At 69.8% G+C, this 19,763-nt stretch carries 7 protein-coding genes; 4 read left to right on the top strand and 3 right to left on the bottom strand.

Annotated elements, in window-relative coordinates; translation table 11 throughout:
* Positions 1 to 36: 36 nt before the first annotated feature.
* Entirely contained in the window at positions 37 to 1,824 is a 1,788-nt protein-coding gene (locus ACFVHY_RS07765; protein ID WP_390270493.1) for an AMP-dependent synthetase/ligase, read from the bottom strand.
* A 236-nt stretch (positions 1,825 to 2,060) separates the two neighbouring features.
* Here ACFVHY_RS07765 and ACFVHY_RS07770 point away from each other — a divergent pair, with 236 nt between their 5' ends.
* The 3 genes from ACFVHY_RS07770 to ACFVHY_RS07780 all read left to right on the top strand — a co-directional run bounded on the left by ACFVHY_RS07770 (position 2,061) and on the right by ACFVHY_RS07780 (position 8,654).
* The gene (locus ACFVHY_RS07770) at positions 2,061 to 3,833 is read left to right on the top strand and encodes a DEAD/DEAH box helicase (RefSeq protein ID WP_065629041.1); all 1,773 of its coding nucleotides are present in this window, start codon (positions 2,061 to 2,063) and stop codon (positions 3,831 to 3,833) included.
* Positions 3,834 to 4,034: 201 nt separating this feature from the next.
* The gene (locus ACFVHY_RS07775) at positions 4,035 to 4,367 is read left to right on the top strand and encodes a rhodanese-like domain-containing protein (protein ID WP_058250009.1); all 333 of its coding nucleotides are present in this window, start codon (positions 4,035 to 4,037) and stop codon (positions 4,365 to 4,367) included.
* Positions 4,368 to 4,472: 105 nt separating this feature from the next.
* Complete coding sequence (locus ACFVHY_RS07780) at positions 4,473 to 8,654, top strand: AAA domain-containing protein (protein ID WP_390270496.1); 4,182 nt, start codon at positions 4,473 to 4,475, stop codon at positions 8,652 to 8,654.
* 12 nt (positions 8,655 to 8,666) lie between these two features.
* On the opposite strand, the gene ACFVHY_RS07785 is transcribed toward ACFVHY_RS07780, so the two are convergent.
* Entirely contained in the window at positions 8,667 to 9,476 is an 810-nt protein-coding gene (locus ACFVHY_RS07785; RefSeq protein WP_390270499.1) for an NAD-dependent deacetylase, read from the bottom strand.
* On the bottom strand, positions 9,473 to 9,898 hold the full coding sequence (locus ACFVHY_RS07790; protein WP_065629038.1) for an HIT family protein: 426 nt from the start codon (positions 9,896 to 9,898) through the stop codon (positions 9,473 to 9,475). Before ACFVHY_RS07790 ends, ACFVHY_RS07785 begins: the two co-directional genes overlap by 4 nt.
* Positions 9,899 to 10,483: 585 nt before the next feature.
* On the opposite strand from ACFVHY_RS07790, the gene ACFVHY_RS07795 reads away from it, so the two are divergent.
* Positions 10,484 to 19,747, top strand: coding sequence for a fatty acid synthase subunit beta domain-containing protein (locus ACFVHY_RS07795; RefSeq protein ID WP_390270503.1), 9,264 nt, complete (start codon positions 10,484 to 10,486; stop codon positions 19,745 to 19,747).
* Positions 19,748 to 19,763: the final 16 nt, after the last annotated feature.

The raw sequence follows: 19,763 nt of genomic DNA on the forward strand, positions 1-19,763 counted from the left end.
GGCATCCCGGGCCGCGGCGAGTCGTGAGAGATCCGCTCAGGTGTAGAGGTCGGCGATCGCTTCCTTGTGCGCGTCGTGGATGACGTTGCGCTTGAGCTTCATCGTCGGGGTGAGCTCACCGGTGTCGATGGTGAAATCGGTGTCCAGAATCGAGAACTTCTTGATCGCCTCGGCGTTGGAGACCTTGGTGTTCGCCTCCTTGACCGCGGCGTCGATCTCGGCCTTCAGGTCGGCGTTCTCGACCAGGTCCGAGATCGGGGTGTCGGCGGGCAGGCCGTGACGGTCCAGCCAGCCGGGCACGGCCTCCGGGTCGATCGTGACCAGTGCGGCGATGAACGGCTTGTTGTCGCCGACGACGAGGCATTGGCTCACCATCGGGTGCGCCCGGATGGTGTCCTCGAGCTGCGCCGGGGAGACGTTCTTGCCGCCCGCGGTGACGATCAGTTCCTTTTTGCGGCCGGTGATGAAGAGGTAGCCGTCGTCGAGGGTGCCGATGTCACCGGTGTGGAACCACCCGTCGCGGATCGCGTCGTCGGTGGCGGCCTGGTTCTTCCAGTACCCACCGAACACGACCGGCCCCTTGAGCAGGACCTCGCCGTCCTCGGCGATGGCGACGGTGACGCCGGGGATCGGGCGTCCGACCGACCCGACCTTCTGGTTCTCCTCGTTGTTGGCCGTCACCGCGGCCGTGGTCTCCGACAGTCCGTAGCCCTCGTACACCGGGATGCCGACGCCGCGGAAGAAGTGGCCGAGGCGCGCACCGAGCGGAGCGCCACCGGAGATCGCTCCCTCGCACTGGCCGCCGAGGGCGTCGCGCAGCTTTCCGTACACGAGCTTGTCAAAGACGGCGTGCCGGAGCTTCAGGCCGAGGCCGACCTTGCCGGCCTCCGTCGCCTTGCTGTATTCGATCGCCGTGTCGGTGGCCTTGTCGAAGATCGACCCCTTGCCGCCGTCGTAGGCCTTCTGCTTGGCCGAGTTGTACACCTTCTCGAACACGCGCGGCACCGACAGCACGTAGTTCGGCTTGAACACGCCCAGGTCCGCGACGAGGTTCGTCAGGTCGTTGGTGTGGCCGAGGATCACGCCGTTCTCGACGCAGCCGACGGTGACGACGCGGGCGAAGATGTGCGCCAGCGGCAGGAAGAGCAGCGTCGACTTGCCCTCCCGCATTCCGGCGCCGACCGCGTCGCGGGTCGCGGCCGTCTCGGCGAGGAAATTCGCGTGCGTCAGGACGACGCCCTTCGGCCGTCCGGTGGTGCCCGAGGTGTAGATCAGCGTGGCGGCATCCGACGACAACGCATTCGCCTGACGCTGGTCGAGGTCCGCGTCGGCGGTCTTCGCGCCGCGCTTGGTGACCGTGGGGAGCGCGTGGTCGTCGATGACCAGGGTCTCCTTGAGGGTGGGCGTCTCGTCGATGACCCGGAGATGGCGGGTGTAGTGCTCATGGTTCTCGACGAACAGGAGCTTGGCGCCGGAGTCCTCGAGAATCCACTGGACCTGGTCGGGGGCGGACGTCTCGTAGATCGCGACGGTGCACGCCCCGGCGCGCCAGATCGCGTAGTCCAGCACGGTCCACTCGTAGCGCGTCGACGACAGGATCGCGACGCGGTCGCCGGCCTGCACACCCGAGGCGATCAGACCCTTCGCGACCGCGTCCACCTCGTCGGTGAAGTGCTTGGCGGTGACGTTGACCCACTGGCTGTGCGAGCGCTTGCGGAAGAGCGGCATCGTGGGGCGCTCCGCGCGGTAGCGCAGGATCGTGTCGACGGTCGTCGCCTTGTCGTCGATCGTCAGATCGGACGGGGTGGCGTACTGCTGCTGCATGGCACTCCTGAGACGGGAGAACAAATGGACATTCCGGACATCGGTGTGCGTGTGACCGGGACCGATGGCCGGATGAGTGGCACTGACAGTACCAGTATTCGTTAGATGCATCACACCGGTGACCGAACGTGGCTCGTGCCCTGCTCAGGGGGCTGATGCGACCCCGCCCGGGCGTGATGCCGACTTTCTGGTGCACGGCCATTACAGTTGAGGGCGATGAATGAGACTTCCGCCGCATGAGTACTTCGAATCACGGCGAGCACGACGCCCCCGCCGACCCGCAGGTCGGCTCGTTCGACGACCTCGAGATCGACCCGCGGGTACGCGCGGCCATCACCGACGTCGGATATGAAACCCCGTCGCCCATCCAGGCGGCGACCATCCCGCCGCTCATGGACGGACGCGATGTCGTCGGCCTCGCGCAGACCGGTACCGGCAAGACCGCCGCGTTCGCCATCCCGATCCTGTCCCGCCTCGACACCTCCGCGCGTACCCCGCAGGCGCTGATCCTCGCGCCGACGCGAGAGCTGGCACTGCAGGTCTCCGAGGCCTTCGGCAAGTATTCGGCGCACATGCCCGAGGTGAAGGTGCTGCCGATCTACGGCGGGCAGTCCTACGGCGTCCAGCTCGCGGGTCTGCGTCGCGGCGCGCAGGTCATCGTCGGCACACCCGGTCGGGTCATCGACCACCTCGATCGCAAGACCCTCGACATCTCCGGTCTGGAGTTCCTGGTCCTCGACGAAGCCGACGAGATGCTGACGATGGGCTTCGCCGAGGACGTCGAGCGCATCCTCGCCGAGACCCCGGACACCAAGCAGGTCGCGCTGTTCTCGGCGACCATGCCCAGTGCCATCCGGCGTCTCGCGCAGAAGTACCTGAACTCGCCGCAGGAGATCACGGTCAAGTCCAAGACCGCGACCGCGCAGAACATCACGCAGCGCTATCTCCAGGTGTCCCACCAGCGCAAGCTGGACGCGCTGACACGCTTCCTCGAGGTCGAGACCTTCGACGCGATGATCGTGTTCGTCCGCACCAAGCAGGCGACGGAAGAACTCGCCGAAAAGCTGCGCTCGCGGGGGTTCTCCGCGGTCGCCATCAATGGCGACCTTGCGCAGGCGCAGCGGGAACGGACCATCAACCAGCTGAAGAACGGTTCGATCGACATCCTCGTCGCGACCGATGTCGCGGCCCGCGGGCTCGACGTCGACCGCATTTCGCATGTCGTGAACTACGACATCCCGCACGACACCGAGTCCTACGTGCACCGCATCGGCCGTACCGGGCGCGCCGGCCGCTCGGGCAACGCGCTGCTGTTCGTCTCGCCGCGCGAACGCCACCTGCTGCGTGCGATCGAGCGCGCCACGCGGCAGACGCTGACCGAGATCGGCCTGCCCAGCGTGGACGATGTCAACGCGCAGCGGGTTGCGAAGTTCGCCGACTCGATCACCCAGAACCTGTCGTCGGACAATCTGGATCTGTTCCGCGGGCTGATCGAGAACTACGCGCGGGACAACGACGTCGCGATGGCCGACATCGCAGCCGCGCTGGCGCTCGAGACACGTGACGGCGGCTTCCTGATGACCCCGGACCCGCCGCAGTCGGAGAAGCGGCCCGAACGTGAGCGTGCTCCGCGCCGCCCGGGCGCGAGCTTCGCGACGTACCGCATCGCCGTCGGCCGCAAGCACAAGGTGTCGCCCGGTGCGATCGTCGGTGCCATCGCCAACGAGGGCGGCCTGACCCGTGCCGACTTCGGCAACATCAGCATCCGCGACGATTTCAGCCTCGTCGAGCTTCCCGATGATCTCGACAACGAGACCCTCTCGTCGCTGCGGCACACGAAGATCGGGAAGAACCCGATCGACATCCGCAAGGACATGGGCGCACCGCGCACGCGCGGGGGCGCCAAGCGCGGAGCCGGCGGGCACGGCGGCGGTCGGGACGGTCGTCGTGGCGACAACTGGGGTAAGCGTCCGTCCCCGCGTGTCGCGGGGCGCGGCCGCCATTCCTGACCCTGACGGTTCCGCTGCGGGTCGCCTACCAGAAGGAGCGCATGACTGCGCCCTTCTGAGAGCTGTGTGAGAAAACTTGTCAATTCGAGATCGTTCCGTAACCTGGTCGACGGGGGTCATTCACGCCATGGCCGTCACCCGATGGCCGTCGCGAACGCATGAACACGGACAAATTCGAGCAACAGGATTGGTGAGTCACCGGTGTCAGTGGTGAATTCGATTTCGGCAGTCGAGGCAATGAATCACAGCCGCGAGGGGAACGCGGTCGTCGTCGACGCACGTCCCCAGGTGGTCCGGCATCAGGGGAGTCTGCCCGGTGCCCTCGTGGTCGACCCGACCGAGGTGCCGAAGCGGTTCACCCCGACTCCGTCGGGCACCTTCCCGGTGATCCGCGACCGCGACACCGAGATCGCCGTGGTGTCGGTCCGTTCGGAGGCCCCGCGGATCGCCGAACAGATCGCCGAGTGCGGATACACCAACGTGCGCTATGTCGACGGCGGATACCGCGCGCTGCGTTCGAGCTCCGTCGGCTGACCGGCTCGGTGTCGGGAATCCGGCCGACCCGCGCGGAGGCACGGAGTTCCTCTGACCAGCGTCTTGTAGCGTAGGAGTCGCCGGCGACGAGAGGAACACATCGGTATGCAGGATGACACGCGCGAGACGTTGCGCGATCAGGTCACCCGGCTGATGACGTTTCTGGCCGATCTCGTCCGGTCTCGCTCCGGAGACGTCCACGACATCTCCGACCACCCCGGCCATGTCTGGGTCGGTCCGTCCACCGCCGTCGCCGTCCGGTCGAACGCGGTGCCGGGCCAGGTGGTGGTCGAGGTCGGACCGGACGACCCCGACGCCGCTCGGGCCGGGGCGGTCCATGCCGAATTCGCCGCGTTGGTCGACGCGCTCGGCGCGGAGCCCGAAGAACTCGAACTCGTCATCGCGTCCGCACTGGTCACGGTGCGGGACGCAACAGACGCTGACGCCGACCCGTTGGTCCGCGAACATCTCCTCAGTCAGGTTCTGGTCGCCGACCGCGACGCGGACGACACGATCCGGTTCTCGCTCGGGGCGGGCTCGTCTCCCGCGGTTCGCGATACCCATCTGCTCGCTGCTCTCGACGGTCTCGATCTCGCGGGCGCGGTCGGGATCCGCGGCAAGCTGTCGGCGCTGACCTCGGTGCTGTCGCCGAAGACCGCCGAGCTGATGGCCGAGTGGCGCGAGGCGATCGAGGTCGACGCCGAGCGTGTGTCGTTGACGGTCGAGAGCCGGCCCGCGGTGGTCCTCCGCCGTCGCGGGGTGGAGAGTTCCCTCGCGTTCTACGACGCCATCATCGACGACCTGCGGGACGAGGAGTCGGAGGTACCGGTCGCACTGACCCAGCTCGTCCGCCCGATCGAGGCGCCCGACCGACTCGCCGCCCTCCGCGCCCCCGGCGTCCTCGATCCAGCGGACCTGGTCGCCGATGCGCTGTTCCCGCTGCCGTCCAATGCCGAACAGCGCGATGTGCTCGCCCGGCTCGGGTCCGACACCGGTGTGGTGGTCGAGGGTCCGCCCGGAACCGGCAAGACCCACACCATCGCCAACGTGACCTCGGCCTTGCTGGCGAAAGGACAGCGCGTCCTGGTCGTCAGCGAGAAAGCCCATGCGCTCCACGTGCTCCGGGACATGCTGCCGCCCGCTCTGCGGGCGCTCACGGTGTCGATCGCCGACGTGTCCCAGGACAGTTCCGAGGGCATCGTCGATGCGGTGACCGAGCTCGCCGAACGCAAGGCGTCGTTCACGCCCGGGGTCGCCGACGCGGAGATCGCCGACCTGGCCGCGCGCCGCGATCACGCTCTGCGACAACGGGATCAGCTGCTCCGCGAACTCTGGGACCTGCGTGCGGAAGAGACCGAGGTCCACGAATGGGTCGCTGGGGACTATCGGGGATCCCCGGCGGAGATCGTCCGCCGGGTGCGGGCAGACGCCGCCGCGTTCGACTGGCTGCCCGGGCCGGTCCACGGCGCGGTGCCCCCGCTGGACTCGGCCGAGTTCGTCCGGCTGGCAGACCTGCTCGCGAGCACCGGTGGCTCCGGATCGCGTCTCGCGCAACGGTTCGTCGACCTCGACCACCACCTGCCCGAGCCGGCGGAGATGGACGCCATCTGCACCCGGATCGCCGCGCGGCCCCGCGAGCCGATGGCCGGCGCCGGGACGCTGCTGTCGGTGCTCGACGGGGTCGACAGTGACCGGTTGGTCCGGATCAAGGACATCTGCGACGAACTCGCCGTCGCCTCCGGCGAGGTGGCGTCGTACCCGGAGCCGATCGTCGACATGGCGGACCGGCTGCTCGCCGGACGCGCCGCGCACCTCTGGTCGCGGGTGACGACGCTGTCACCGGTCATCGCCGAGGCCGCTCGTCGGGACCGTGACCTGGGCGCGCACGCGGTCGTCGTCGACGGGGCGCGGCCCGGCGACGCCGCGTTGTTCGACGCCGCCGCCGACTTCCTGCGAAACGGCGGTCAGTGGCGGGGACGGTTGCGGCGTTCGCCCGAGCAGCGCGCAATCGAGGAGTCGCCGGTGCGGGCCACCGTGGACGGTCGGCCTCCTCGCGACGAGGCATCGTTGCGCCGGGTCGCCGATCACCTCACCGTCATCGACGCGGTACATCAGGTGCATCGCATCCTGGCGGACCTGCACGTCCCGGTGGACGCGTCGGGGTCGCGGTCGGCGCAGCTCGACCACCTCGTCCGCCTCGACAACCAACTGGCGTGGATCTCGAGGCTGCTCACCGGCCGGGAGCATCTCGTCCGTGAACTCGAGGCGATCAGCCCCGGCGGCCCGAGACCACGCACCGTCGCCGAGGCAGCCGAGGTGGCCCATCAGGCGCGATCGGTGGCGGCCGCCAACGACGCGGTCCTCGCCGAACAGGAACTCGCCGACCGCGTGTACGGCCTGACGACCGAACTCGAACAGGGGCCGTCGCCGGAGGGTGACGCGCTGCTCTCGGCACTCGCCACGGCCGACCCGGTCGCGATCCGAGACGCGCGGCGCGCGTTCGCGGCCGCCGCAGCCGAGGCCGACGAGCAGAATGCCCTGGAGCTTCTCGGGCTCCGATTGCGCAGCCGGGCACCCGAACTCGCGAAAACGATGTGGGCGAGCGCGCAGGACCCGATCTGGACCGAACGCGCCCGGGACATGGGCGCGGCGTGGGCGTGGCGGTTCGCCCACACCTGGGCGGAGGAACGCAGCGATCCGTTCGCCGAGGACCGGCTGCAGTCCGACCTCGACGCCGTCGAGGTCGACATCGCGGCCCTCACCACCCGGCTCGCCTCTGCGCGCGCCGTCCGCGAGGTGCTGGCGCGCACCACGGCCGGCGAGTTGCAGGCCGTCCAGTCCTACCGCGACCACATGATCAACCTGGGCAAGGGATCGGGCAAGCACGCCAATCGTTTCCGACGCGCGGCGCGCGAGGCCATGGCCGAGGCGCGCAACGCCGTGCCCGCCTGGATCATGTCGATCAGCCAGGTGGCCGAGACCCTCCCACCGCGCCGCAACTCCTTCGACGTCGTCATCGTCGACGAGGCGTCCCAGGCCGACATCACCAGTGCGTTCCTTCTCTGGCTGGCCCCGCGCGTGATCGTCGTCGGTGACGACAAGCAGTGCGCGCCCGTCGGTCTCAGCGGCACCAACCTCGATTCCGCGTTCGCCGAACTCGATGCGGCGCTGCCCGACCTCCCGACGTACCTACGCGACGGGTTGACGCCGCGGTCCAGTCTGTTCTCGTTGTTGCGCAGCCGTTTCGGCAACGTCGTAGGGCTGCGGGAACACTTCCGGTCCATGCCCGAGATCATCGAGTTCTCGTCGCGCCAGTTCTACGGGTCCGCGCCGCTGATCCCGGTGCGCCAGTATGGTGCCGACCGGCTCGAACCATTGCGGACGGTCGCGGTCGACGGAACGGCCACCGGGACCGGCAACGGCATCAGCAACGAGGCCGAGGCGGCCGCCATCGTCGATGCCCTCCGGGGGTGTCTGGCCGATCCGGCATACGACGATCTGGACTTCGGTGTGATCGCGTTGCAGGGCGTCAAGCAGGTGGAGACGATCGAGAAGGCGCTGCGCGCCGCGATCGACACCGAGACCTGGCGCTCGCGTCGTATCCGCGTCGGCTCACCCCCGGACTTCCAGGGAGACGAGCGGCGCGTGGTCTTCCTGTCGATGGTCGTCTCGGACGCCGGTGCGATCTCCGCGCTGACCCGCGCGGAGTCCCAACGCCGGGTCAACGTGGCGGCCACCCGGGCCATGGACCAGTTGTGGCTGTTCCATTCGATCGGACTCGACGAGTTGCGCCCCAACGACCTTCGTGCCTCGCTGCTGTCCTATGTGTCCGCCAACGAGGGTCCGTCGATCGGGGCCATGCCGTCCGACGTGCCCGACGATCGACGCGTGAGCCCGTTCGACAACCTCCTCGAACAGCGCGTGTTCAACCGTCTCGCGGCGCTCGGCTATCACGTGACTCCGAAGGTCACGGTCAACAACCGGATCGTCGACCTGGTCGTGTTGGGGGCCGATGCGCGCATGGCCGTCGAGTGTGATGCCGACGAGTTCGCCGGGACCGGGCAGCAGGCGCGGTCGGATCTGGAGCGCGAGCGTGAATTGCGCCGTTGCGGTTGGGAATTCGTCCGCGTGCGCGAGTCGGAGTTCGAACTCGATCCCGACCGCGTGCTCGATCATGTCGCCGCCGTGCTCGACGAGCGCGGGTGCAAGCCGGGGTCGCTCGTCGCGGTTCAGACGACGGATGACGCCGGGAGATGGCAGCCGATCGATCTCACCGCGGGGGAGTGACGCCGCACCACGTCAGCCGAGCGACGCGAGCAACGCCGGCAGACCGACCGCGGCGGGCATCCGCAGACTGTGGGTCACGATGTCGGACAGCGCGGACGGCGACGGATTGAACTCGATGACCGGGATGCCCGCGCGCACCGCGCGTTCGGGTAGCGCGGCTGCCGGGTAGACGATCCCGCTGGTGCCCACGACGAGCACCACCTCGGCCGCACGGAACGCCTGATCCGCTCGCTGCCAATCCGATTCGGGCAGTGCTTCGCCGAACCACACGATGCCGGGCCGCACCCTCCCACCGCAGCGCGGACACGTGGGCGGGTCGACGCGCGGGTCGTCCGGTGCGGTACCGATGTCGCCGGGATCGGGGAATGCGCCGGGGCCGTCGTACGGGGTCCCACAGACCGAACACCGGGGGGCGAACAGGCTGCCGTGCAGGTGGCTGACGACGTCGCTGCCGGCCCTCTCGTGGAGATCGTCGACATTCTGCGTCACGATCATGACGGTGCGGCTCGTGGCGAGTTCGGCGAGCGCGCGGTGGCCCGCATTGGGTTGCGCGGCAAGCACTTCGCGGGCGCGCCAGCGGTACCACCCCCAGACCAGTGCGGGGTCGCGCGCCCACGCTTCCGGGGTGGCGAGTTCGGCGGGATCGAATTTCTCCCACAAACCGGTCTGGGCGTCCCGGAAGGTGGCGATGCCGCTCTCGGCCGACATACCCGCGCCGCTGAACACCGTGATCCACTCCGCGCGGCGCACGAGGTCGGCCACCGCGTCCGGAATCCGGGTCTCGGCCCCGGTGTCCGGGTCGGGCTCGCCGGCGAAGGTCATCCGACGGACTCGATCCCGGCGCGCACCGCAGCGGCGGTCTCGTCGGGGTCGGGGTCGCGGCGGACGAGGAAGCCCTTGGCGAAACTCAGCTTGTCCCCGTCGTGTCTGGGGACGACGTGCAGGTGGGTGTGGAAGACGGTCTGGAAGGCCGCGCGGCCGTCGTTCAGTGCCAGGTTGACCCCGTCGGCGGACACCGGTCCGGTCTTCATCGCGGTGGCGACTCGTTGGCCGGCGCGGAAGAGAGCGGCGCCGAGGGTGGGGTCGAGGTCGTCGAGCCCGGAGGAGTGGACCCGGGGCACGAGGAGGGTGTGCCCGCGGGTCACGGGCCGGATGTCGAGGAACCCGAGGACGTCGTCGTCGGAGTAGACGATGCGACCCGGGGAGGTGCCCGCGATGATGGCGCAGAAGATGCAACTGCTCATGCGGCCGACTCTAGTGGGGTGTCTCGATGGCACTCGGCCTGCGGCACGGCTGGACCGCGACGCGCAATGGTGCCCCACATCACATAACGGTTTGATAACGGTTGACCGAGCGAGAGTTCGGGCGCACGTGTACCCCTGGGTATGTTGCCTGGCCTGGCGGTTTTCCGACGCTTCCCATGGCGGTTGACACGGTGCCGGAAGTTACCCGCGCGGTTACTGGTCGGTATACCGACAGGTCACCGACAAACATGAGGGTTCCCTCACTTTCGTGTGTCATCATTGGTGTCACGTTCACGCCGACGCCGGCTCCGGACAAAACCGGTGCGCGCCAATGTTGTTGTGCGGCAGGCGTGTTCCTTTGTTGTACCAGCTAGTTCGACCCGGCGGTGTCGCCACCGCGGCCGGTCGTGCGCGACGGCGGCGAAACCGATCACTGTCAGCGCACGGAAAGGCCGCTGCCGACAGCGTTTCTCGCGCCGCCGCGAGTCGCAGACCAACCGCACAACACCCACAGACATCTACTGCACCGCACCTACGCACTCCGCAAATCCACACTCTGAGACCGACCACCACAGAGGAGTATCCGTGACCGTCGACCAGTTCCGCTCCGGCTCGCAGGGCGCCGCCAACGCAGAACGGCCCACCACCACGCTCATCGAGCGGCTCACGCAGGGCGAGCCCTACGCGATCAGCTTCGGCGGGCAGGGCGGCGCATGGCTGCCCACGCTGACCGAGCTGGTCGTCGACGCCGACCTGGAACACCGGGTCGCCACCATCGTCGATTCCGCCGAACGGCTCGTCGAGCCGGTTGCCGACGAACTCGTCGTGGCACGGGTGTCCGGGTTCCACCCGCTCACCTGGGTGCACGCGCACGACGCAGGTGAAGATGTGCCCGCCGAGGCCACTCTCGCCGATTTCACCCTCTCGGGTCCGGGTGTGCTGCTCACCCAGCTCGCCGCCGTGGAGGCACTCCGCAAGCAGGGCCTGGACACCGCCGTGCTCCCGCCGAAGGCCGTGGTCGGGCATTCCCAGGGCTCGCTGGCCACCGATGCGGTGGGCGCCGACGGCCGGATCGCCGAGTCCGGTCAGGGCCTGCTGCTGGCCGTCGCGCACCTCATCGGCGCCGCCGGTTCGTTGACCGCGCGTCGCCGCGGGCTGGGCGTCACCACCGACGGCACACCGATGCTCGCACTGACCAACGTCAGCCCGGCTCGCGTCGACGAGATCCTGGCGCAGTACCGCGCCGGCCTGTCCGACAACGATCTGACGACCGCCCCGGTGGTCGCCATCAAGAACAGCCGCACCGCCGTCGTGCTGTCCGGGGCACCGCGGCACCTCGCCGCGTTCGCCGCCCTCTGTGAGCGGGTCGCCGCGACCGAGGCCGACGAGCGCAAGCGCAAGCTCACCGGCGGGGCGCCGTTCGCGCCGAAGTTCGACCACCTGCAGGTGTCGGTGGCCTTCCACCACCCGGCGATGGCCGAGGCCGTCGAGCTGGTCGGCCAGTGGGCCGACCGCTGCGGCATCGACCGTGACCTCGCCACCCGCCACGCCCACGACATCCTCGTCGGGCACGTCGACTGGGTCGCCTCGGTCGACTCGATCGTCACCGGCGGCGCCAAGTGGGTCCTGGACTTCGGTCCCGGGGACATCGCGACCCGTCTCACCGCATCACTGGTCCGCGGGCAGGGCGTCGGCCTGGTGCCCGCCGCGCTGCGCGTCGGACAGCGCAACCTGTTCAGCCCCGGCGGCGTGCCCGAGGTCGCGACCCCGTGGTCGCAGTTCGCGCCCACCCTTGTCGAGCTGCCCGACGGCCGTACCGTCGTCGAGACCTCCTTCACCCGCCTCACGGGACGTTCGCCGATGCTGCTGGCCGGCATGACGCCGACGACCGTCGACCCGGCCATCGTCGCCGCCGCGGCCAACGCCGGACACTGGGCCGAGCTGGCCGGTGGCGGTCAGGTCACCGAGGAGATCTTCGCGCGCAACATCGCCACGCTCACCGATCTGCTCGAGCCGGGCCGCGAGGCGCAGTTCAACGCGTTGTTCCTCGACCCCTACCTGTGGAAGCTGCAGCTCGGCGGCAAGCGCATCGTGCAGAAGGCCCGCGCGCAGGGAGCCCCGCTCGACGGCGTCATCGTCTCGGCGGGCATCCCCGAACTCGAGGACGCGGTCGCGCTCGTCGACGAGTTCGTCGAGGCCGGACTCCGGTTCGTCGCCTTCAAACCCGGCACCGTGGAGCAGATCCGGTCCGTCGTGCGCATCGCGGCCGAGGTTCCGCATCACCCGATCATCGTGCAGATCGAGGGTGGCCGCGCCGGCGGTCACCACTCGTGGGAAGACCTCGACGACCTGCTGCTCGCGACCTACGGCGAGCTCCGCGCCCGCCCGAACGTCGTGATCTGCGTCGGCGGCGGCATCGGCACGCCCGAGCGCGCCAGTGAGTACCTCACCGGCAGCTGGTCGGCCGGCTACGGCTACCCGACGATGCCGCTCGACGGCATCCTCATCGGCACCGCCGCCATGGCGGCCGAGGAAGCGACGACCACTCCCGAGGTCAAGCAGCTCCTCGTCGACACCGCCGGCATCGACGAGTGGATCGGTGCCGGTCACGCCACCGCCGGAATGGCCTCTGGCCGTTCGCAGCTCGGCGCCGACATCCACGAGGTCGACAACACCGCGTCGCGCTGCGGCCGGTTGCTCGACGAGGTCGCCGGTGACGCCGACGCCGTGGCCGCCCGCCGCGACGAGATCATCGCCGCGATGGCCGACACCGCGAAGCCGTACTTCGGCGACGTCGCCACCATGACCTACCACGAGTGGCTCGACCGGTACGCCGCGCTGGCCGTCGGTGACGCCCGCGGCGAGCAGGTCCCGTGGGCCGACATCACCTGGCAGCAGCGGTTCGTGGAGATGCTGCAGCGCACCGAGGCACGCATGCACCCCCAGGACTCCGGGCCCATCCCGACGATGTTCGCCGAGGTCACCGCCGCCGCCGATGCGTATGCCGCGATCGACGCGCTCGGCAGCGTGTACCCCGAGATCGACACCGACATCCTGCATCCCGCGGACGTCGCGTTCTTCCTGGAGCTGTGCCGCACCCCCGGCAAGCCCGTCAACTTCGTGCCGGTGATCGACAAGGACGTGCGCCGCTGGTGGCGCAGTGACTCCCTGTGGCAGGCCCACGACCCGCGCTACGGCGCCGACGCCGTCTGCGTCATCCCGGGGCCGGTCGCCGTCGCGGGCATCACCCGCGTCGACGAGCCCGTGGGTGAACTGCTCGATCGGTTCGAGGCCCGGGTCGCGTCCGATCTGCAGGCCACCGGGGAGCGCCCGGTCGCCGTCGCCTCCCGGCGCCGTGCCGGGCTGGCCGAGGAGGCCGGCGTGCTGACCTCGGTGCTGGAGTCCGACGACGTCAGCTGGGCGGGTCGGATCGTGGCGAGCCCGATCGCGTTGCTCGGCGATCGCGACGCCTGGACCGTGGTCGGACCCGAGCGGGCCGAACACGCCGTCAGCGGCGCCGTCCTGGAGCAGGTCTCCGCCGACTCCGACGCCACCCGTTTCGACCTCGTCGTCCCCATCTCGGGCGCCTCCGTGCGTATCCCGCTGCTGGCCGGCGAGAGCCTGCGCGACGGTGGTTCGCCGCTGGTGGGCCTCGACGACGCGTCGACCGCGATGCGCGAGATCCTCACCGTGGCCGCCGGCGGCAGCCTGGCCGAGGTGACCGACGGCGTGTCGGTCACGACCGTCTCCTGGCAGCCGGATTCGGTCGCCGATCACGCTGCGGTGACCGGGTTCTCCCTGCCGCCGCACCTGCGCCCGACCACCCCGACCGACCCGTTCGGTTTCGCCGTGCCCGACACCCTGGTCGGCGCGTGCTGGCCGAGCGTGTTCAGCGTCATCGGCGCCGCCCGCACCGATTCCGGTGACCCGGTCGTCGAGGGTCTGCTCGACCTGGTCCACCTCGATCACGCGATCGCGCTGACCGGTCAGATCCCCGCCACCGCAGCCGAACTGACCGTCACCGCACGGACCGGCGCGGTCCGGGATGCGGACGTCGGTCGTGTCGTCGAGGTCACGGTGGAGATCGCCGGACCGGCCGGCCCGATCGCGACGCTCGAGGAGCGTTTCGCGATCCGTGGGCGTCTGGGCGCCGCCGAGCTCACCGACCCGGCCCGGGCCGGCGGTGCACCCGCCGCCGAACAGTCGGCCACCCGCAAGCTGCTCCGGACGGCCACCATCACCGCGCCGAACCGGATGACCGGTTTCGCGGTCGTGTCCGGTGACCGCAACCCCATCCACACCGACGCCGCAGCCGCCAAGCTGGCCGGTCTCGGCGACCCGATCGTCCACGGGATGTGGCTGTCGGCCGCTGCGCAGCAGGTCGTCACCGCGACCGACGCGAAGAATCCGACGCCGTCGCCTCGCCCGCTGATCGGCTGGACCGCACGCTATCTCGGCATGGTCCGGCTCGGTGACCGCATCTCGGTGCGCGTCGACCGCGTGGGTCTCGACAACGGCCGCGAGGTCGTCGAGGTCAGCGCCAAGGTCGGCGACAACCTGGTGATGAGCGCGACGGGCCTGCTCGCCGCGCCGCGGACCGTCTACGCGTTCCCCGGCCAGGGCATCCAGAGCAAGGGCATGGGACTCGACGCCCGTTCGCGGTCGAAGGCCGCCCGCAAGATCTGGGATCGTGCCGACAAGCACACCCGTGCGGCGCTGGGCTTCTCGATCCTCGCCGTCGTCCGCGACAACCCGACGACGCTCGTCGCCAACGGGACCACCTACAACCACCCCGACGGCGTGCTGTATCTGACGCAGTTCACCCAGGTCGCCATGGCGACGCTCGGTGTCGCGCAGATCGCCGAGCTCAAGGAGTCCGGTGGCTTCGTCGAGGGTGCCATCACGTGTGGCCACTCGGTCGGTGAGTACAACGCGCTCGCTGCATGTGCCGGCGTCCTCCCGCTCGAGGCCGTCCTCGAAGTCGTGTTCCAGCGCGGCGAGGCCATGCATCACCTCGTCCCGCGAGATGAGCAGGGGCGCAGTGACTATCGGATGGCCGCCATCCGGCCGAGCCAGTTCGGTCTGGCCGACGCCGAGGTCACCGACTTCGTGTCCGGCGTGGGCGCCGCGGGCGGCGAGTTCCTCGAGGTCGTCAACCTCAACCTCCTCGGCTCGCAGTACGCGATCGCCGGCACGGTTCGCGGTCTCGAACTGCTCGAGGCCGAGATCGACCGGCGGCGTGCGGAGTTCGGGGGCAAGCGCGCATTCATCCTGATCCCGGGCATCGACGTCCCGTTCCACTCGAGCGTGCTGCGCGCCGGGGTCCCGGAATTCCGCGGCAAGCTCGCCGAGCTGCTGCCCGCCGACATCGACATCGACATCCTGATCGGCCGCTACATCCCCAACCTGGTGCCGCGCCTGTTCAACCTCGGACGCGACTTCGTCGAGGAGATCGCGGCGCTGGTGCCGTCGGACCCGCTGAACGAGGTCCTCGCCGACTGGGACGCCTGGGAGGCGACCCCGAACGAACTGGCCCGGGTGATCCTGATCGAGCTGCTCGCCTGGCAGTTCGCCAGCCCGGTGCGGTGGATCGAGACCCAGGAACTGCTGTTCAGCGGTCCCGAGCGGAACGGGCTGGGAGTCCAGCGCTTCGTCGAGATCGGTCTGAAGGGCGCCCCGACACTGTCGGGTCTGGCCACCAACACCCTCAAGCTCGACGACTACGCCGCGGCCACCACCGAGGTGCTCAACGTCGAGCGCGACACCGACACGATCCTGGCCAAGGACGCCGGGCACGAGCCCGACGAGGACGAGCTCGACGTTCCCGCAGCGGCCGAGACGTCGGCGGCGGACGCGGCTCCGGCCGCCGCGGCGGCGCCCGCGCCTGCTGCTCCCGCGGCACCGGCGGCACCCGCCGGCGGCCCGCGTCCCGACGACATCGCGTTCACGCCGTCGGATGCGGTGAAGTCCGTGATCGCGCTGTGGACCAAGATGCGCGTCGACCAGATCGGGTCCGCGGACACGATCGAGGCGCTCTGCGACGGTGTGTCGTCGCGTCGTAACCAGCTGCTCCTCGACATCGGCGGCGAGCTCGGACTCGGCGCCATCGACGGTGCCGCCGAAGCCGACATGACCGCGCTGTCGTCGACCGTGGAGACCCTCGCCCGTGGCTACCGGCCGCTGGGTGCGGTGCTCACCGATGCGGTCAGCGACCAGGTCCGCAAGGTGCTCGGCCCGCTGGGCAAGCGCCAGAACTACATCACCGACCGCGTGTCGGGTGTCTGGCAGCTGGGTCCGGGGTGGGGTCTGCACACCACCGTCGCGCTGGCGTTGGGCACCAGGGACGGCGCGTCCGTCCGCGGCGAGGCGCTGGGCAATCTGCTCGACGGCCCGCTGACGAACACCGATTCACTCGACACCCTCATCGACAAGGCCGTGTCCGCGGTGGGCGCGGTCAAGGGCATCCCGGTCGGCAAGCCGGCCGCCGAATCCGGTGGTGGCGCAACGGTCGACGCCGCGGCGCTGGGAGAGTTCACCGAGCAGATCACCGGCCGGTCCGGTGCGCTGGCCTCGGCCGCGTACACCCTGCTGGACAAGCTCGGACTCGCCGAGGTCGCCGATCTCGCCGAGGCCGCGGCCGACCCGAACGCCGAGCTCGCCGAGCTGGTCAGCGCCGAACTCGGGTCGGACTGGGCCCGTACGGTGGCGCCGGCCTTCGACGCGGCCAAGGTCGTCCTCATCGACGACCGGTGGGCAACCGCCCGTGAGGATCTCGTCCGACTCTGGCTGACCGACGAGCAGGACCTCGACGCCGACTTCGACACCATCGTCGGCGGGTTCGCCGGAGCCGGTGACACCGTCGCCGACCACGCCACCTGGTGGCAGGGCAAGGCCCTCGCGAACGGAAACGCCGTGCACGGCCGCGTCTTCGGCGCGATCGCGCACGCTGCGGAGAATCCCGAGAAGGGTGCCTACAGCCGCGAGATCGCCGTGGTGACCGGTGCCAGCAAGGGTTCGATCGCGGCCGGCGTGGTCGCCGGGCTGCTGGCCGGCGGCGCGACCGTGATCGCCACGACGTCTCGCCTGAACTCCGACCGTCTCGCCTTCTACAAGAAGCTGTACCGCGAGAACGCCCGGGCCGGTGCCGCGCTGTGGATCGCCCCGGCGAACATGGCGTCGTACGCCGATGTCGACGACCTCGTCGGCTGGATCGCGGGGGAGCAGACGGAGAACCTCGGTGGCACAACGGCAGTGGTGAAGCCGGCGATGAAGCCGACGCTGCTGTTCCCGTTCGCCGCACCTCGGGTCGCCGGTGATCTCACCGACGCCGGCGGTCGCGCCGAGCTGGAGATGAAGGTGCTCCTCTGGTCGGTGGAGCGGCTCATCGGCGGTCTCGCCGATGTCCATTCCGATCACGACATCGCCGCCCGCGTGCACGTCGTGTTGCCCGGTTCGCCGAACCGCGGCATGTTCGGCGGCGACGGTGCCTACGGCGAGAGCAAAGCCTCGCTCGACGCGCTCGTACAGCGCTGGTCGGCCGAGGAGTCCTGGGGTTCCAAGACGACGCTCGCCCACGCACTGATCGGCTGGGTGCGCGGCACCGGGCTGATGGGTCACAACGACGGGATGGTCGACGCGGTCGAGGCGGCGGGTGTGCGCACCTGGAGCACCGACGAGATGGCGGCGAACCTGCTGACCCTGTGCAGCCCCGAGCAGCGGTCGGCCGCGGTCAGTGCGCCGATCCTGGCCGACTTCACCGGCGGCCTGGACAGCTCGACCGACCTCAAGGCGCTCGCGGCCACCGCGGCGGCGGCTGCGGAGGAGTCCGCGGACACCGACGAGGAGTCGGCGACGACCGTCGCGGCGCTGCCGGCACCGGCGCGCGCCCCGAAGGCGATGCGTCCGCAGTGGCCGTCGATCGATGCCCGACCCGAGGACCTCGTGGTCATCGTGGGTGCCGGCGAGCTCGGTCCGTTCGGTTCGGCCCGCACCCGCTTCGAGATGGAGGTCGACGAGAAGCTGTCGGCCGCAGGCGTTCTCGAGCTTGCCTGGAACACCGGACTGGTGCACTGGGATTCGGCGCCGAAGCCGGGCTGGTACGACACCGCGTCCGGAGACCCGGTGCCGGAGAGCGAGATCGCCGAGCGATACCACGACGAGGTCGTCGCCCGCTGCGGTATCCGCCGCTACGCCGACGACGGGGCGATGGTCGACAACACCTCTCCGCTGCTGACCTCGGTCTTCGTCGACGAAGACCTGACCTTCACGGTCAACTCCGAGGCCGAGGCGCGAGCATTCGCCAGTGCCAACCCGGAGAAGACCCGGGTGACGCAGAACGCCGACGGCGACTGGCAGGTCACCCGGTTGGCGGGCACCGAGATCCGCGTCCCGCGTCAGTTCGCGCTGACCCGGACCGTGGGCGGGCAGATCCCGACCGGATTCGACCCGACCCGCTGGGGCGTCAGCCCCGACATGGTCGAGTCGATCGATCGGGTCGCCCTGTGGAACCTGGTGGCCACGGTCGACGCCTTCCTGTCGTCGGGCTTCACGCCGAGCGAACTGATGCGCTGGGTGCACCCCGGTCTGGTCGCCAACACGCAGGGCACCGGTATGGGCGGCATGACCTCCATGCGCGACCTGTACGTCAACACCCTGCTGGGCGAGGCCAACGCCAACGACATCCTGCAGGAGGCCCTGCCGAACATCGTTGCGGCACACGTGGTCCAGTCGTATGTCGGTAGCTACGGCGCGATGATCCACCCGGTGGCGGCATGTGCGACCGCAGCGGTGTCGGTCGAGGAGGGCGTCGACAAGATCCGCCTCGGCAAGGCGCTGTTCGCGGTGGCGGGCGGCTTCGACGACCTGGGTATCGAGGGCATCGTCGGCTTCGGCGCGATGTCGGCGACCGCCGACTCGGCGAAGATGACCGCGCGCGGCATCGACGATCGCCGGTTCTCGCGTGCCAACGATCGCCGACGCGGCGGGTTCGTCGAGTCGGCCGGCGGCGGCACGATCCTGCTCGCCCGCGGCGATGTGGCTTCCGAGATGGGTCTGCCGGTGCTCGGTGTGGTCGCGTGGGCGCAGAGCTTCGGCGACGGTGTGCACACCTCGATCCCGGCTCCGGGTCTCGGTGCCCTGGGCGCGGCTCGCGGGTCGCTGTCCTCGCCGCTGGCACGCGCGCTCGGTTCGCTCGGCGTCAGCGCCGACGACGTGGCGGTCGTGTCCAAGCACGACACCTCTACGAAGGCGAACGATCCGAACGAGTCCGAACTGCACGAACGGCTCGCCGCGGCCATCGGCCGCGGCAAGGGCGCACCGCTGTTCGTGGTGTCGCAGAAGTCGCTGACCGGTCACGCCAAGGGAGGCGCGGCGGCCTTCCAGCTCATCGGCCTGTGCCAGATCCTGCGTGACGGCGTGATCCCGCCCAACCGCAGCCTCGACTGTGTCGACGACAAGATGGCGGAGTACCCGCACCTGGTCTGGCCGCGGGAGACCCTGCAGCTCGGCGAGCGGTTCCCGCTCAAGGCGGGCCTGCTGACCAGCCTCGGCTTCGGTCACGTGTCCGGACTGATCGCGGTCGTGCACCCGGAGGCGTTCATCGCCTCGCTGGACCCGGAGGAGCGCGACGCCTATCGTCAGCGCGCCGACGAGCGGACCCGCCAGGGCAGTCAGCGCTTCCTGCAGTCGATCTGCGGTGGCGAGCCTGCCTACCAGCGTCCGCCGAACCGTCGCTTCGACGAGTCGGTCGACGAGCACGACGCCGAGGCGGGCATGCTCCTCGATCCGCAGACCCGTCTGGACGGCGCCGACGTCTACGTCGCCGGTGAGCCGGTGGCGGGTGGTCGGTGACACCCGGTGACGCGAA

The sequence above is a fragment of the Gordonia sp. NPDC127522 genome (assembly GCF_042672305.1).
Classification (GTDB): Bacteria; Actinomycetota; Actinomycetes; order Mycobacteriales; family Mycobacteriaceae; genus Gordonia; species Gordonia hongkongensis.

Excerpts from the sequence above, each read along its gene's own strand:
- ACFVHY_RS07765 (WP_390270493.1), bottom strand. The coding sequence starts at position 1,824 with ATGCAGCAGCAGTACGCCACCCCGTCCGATCTGACGATCGACGACAAG.
- ACFVHY_RS07770 (WP_065629041.1), top strand. The coding sequence starts at position 2,061 with ATGAGTACTTCGAATCACGGCGAGCACGACGCCCCCGCCGACCCGCAG.
- ACFVHY_RS07780 (WP_390270496.1), top strand. The coding sequence starts at position 4,473 with ATGCAGGATGACACGCGCGAGACGTTGCGCGATCAGGTCACCCGGCTG.
- ACFVHY_RS07785 (WP_390270499.1), bottom strand. The coding sequence starts at position 9,476 with ATGACCTTCGCCGGCGAGCCCGACCCGGACACCGGGGCCGAGACCCGG.
- ACFVHY_RS07790 (WP_065629038.1), bottom strand. The coding sequence starts at position 9,898 with ATGAGCAGTTGCATCTTCTGCGCCATCATCGCGGGCACCTCCCCGGGT.